The sequence below is a fragment of the Sphaerothrix gracilis Ecp01 genome (genome assembly GCF_030405905.1).
In the GTDB taxonomy this organism is placed as follows: Bacteria; Cyanobacteriota; Cyanobacteriia; order Phormidesmidales; family Phormidesmidaceae; genus Sphaerothrix; species Sphaerothrix gracilis.
In genome coordinates, this window is the sequence record NZ_JASATW010000130.1 from 1 (window position 1) to 1,198 (window position 1,198).

The window sequence follows — 1,198 nt, forward strand, 5'->3', positions numbered from 1 at the left end:
GCAGCGACAGATTTGGGCCTTCACCAAGGTAGTGCGACTGAAGAAGTATGGCCGCAAACGCTTAGTCATTGTTCACGAAAGCGCTGAGCTCAGTGACGCCCCTCGGTTTTTGTTGACCGATGCCTTGCATTGGGACAGTGCTCGCAGCTTTGCCACCTGGAGTTATCGCTGGCCTGTCGAGACTTTTCATGAGTTTGCCGAACAGTTGGTCGGCTTTGAATCGGCTCAGCTACGCAACGAGGAAGCGGTCAAACGCCACTTCTGCTTAAGTTGCGTAGCGCAGTCGATTTTGCAGACGGCGACTTGTTCTGGGCAAAAATCAGAACGGTTGCAGTTTGCAAAACCCCAACAGCAAACGATAGGGCAGCGACTTTACACTCTGGGACGCGAAGCTCTGCATCAACTGCTAGAGATGACCCAAGGGTTACTTCAGCAGGGACGCTCAACTGAGCAAATTCTGGAGGTGATGATGCCTGCTTGAATTGCCGATCGCCATAACAGCTTTTTTCTCTGCTCGTAACTTGCCAAGTCGTGTCTATGGCTTTGTCCATCCCAGCACCGGGCAAAGCGAATGGCTGATTCTGCCGCGCGTCAATAGCGCCTGGTTCAATCAAGCCCTCGCCAATTTTGCTCACGAAGTCGGGGCAGGTCCTCACAAGCACATTCCTTAGTCATCGATGGAGCGGGATGGCACTGTAGCCAAACGGTCGTGGTTCCAGAAGGGATTCATCTAGAGGTCTTGCCGCCCTATTCTCCTGAACTGCAACCCGCTGAACGGCTCTGGTGACTTACGGATGAGCCGTTAGCAAATCAGTGTTTTGACAGTCTCGATGATTTAGAGACTATTCTCGGCGATCGCTGCCGTACCCTGCTGACGATGCAAGACGACATCAAAGCCTTGACGAACTACCATTGGTGGCCCGCCTAGAGAACGATCGTTTCGGGGGTGAGTCAAACGGATTTGGTATGAAATCCTTGAAGTCTCGTTTCCAGAGTGCGTAGTTTCACCAAAAGCGATACTGGTGGCGAAATATTGCTTAACGATACCTGTGAGTCTGTAGCTAGAGATTGATAATGAGGGCAATCGTTGAGTGCATCAGGAAAAGGCAATAATGTCGCTACGCCCCCAAGCTGAGTATGTTGTACCGGTGGAAACGGCGAAGGTCGCCCATACCGTTTTTCCTCGAGGGAACCTCTG

At 51.8% G+C, this 1,198-nt stretch carries 2 protein-coding genes and 1 pseudogene; all 3 read left to right on the forward strand.

What is annotated here, in order from left to right:
• Positions 1-481: pseudogene (locus QJQ48_RS28240) on the forward strand (IS701 family transposase); the annotation flags it as partial.
• Between the two features lie 40 nt (positions 482-521).
• Positions 522-671 carry a hypothetical protein gene (locus QJQ48_RS28245; protein WP_346294498.1) on the forward strand — a complete coding sequence of 50 codons (150 nt, stop codon included), beginning with the start codon at positions 522-524 and terminating at the stop codon, positions 669-671.
• 38 nt (positions 672-709) lie between these two features.
• The gene (locus QJQ48_RS28250) at positions 710-787 is read left to right on the forward strand and encodes a hypothetical protein (RefSeq protein ID WP_346294499.1); all 78 of its coding nucleotides are present in this window, start codon (positions 710-712) and stop codon (positions 785-787) included.
• Positions 788-1,198 lie beyond the last annotated feature (411 nt).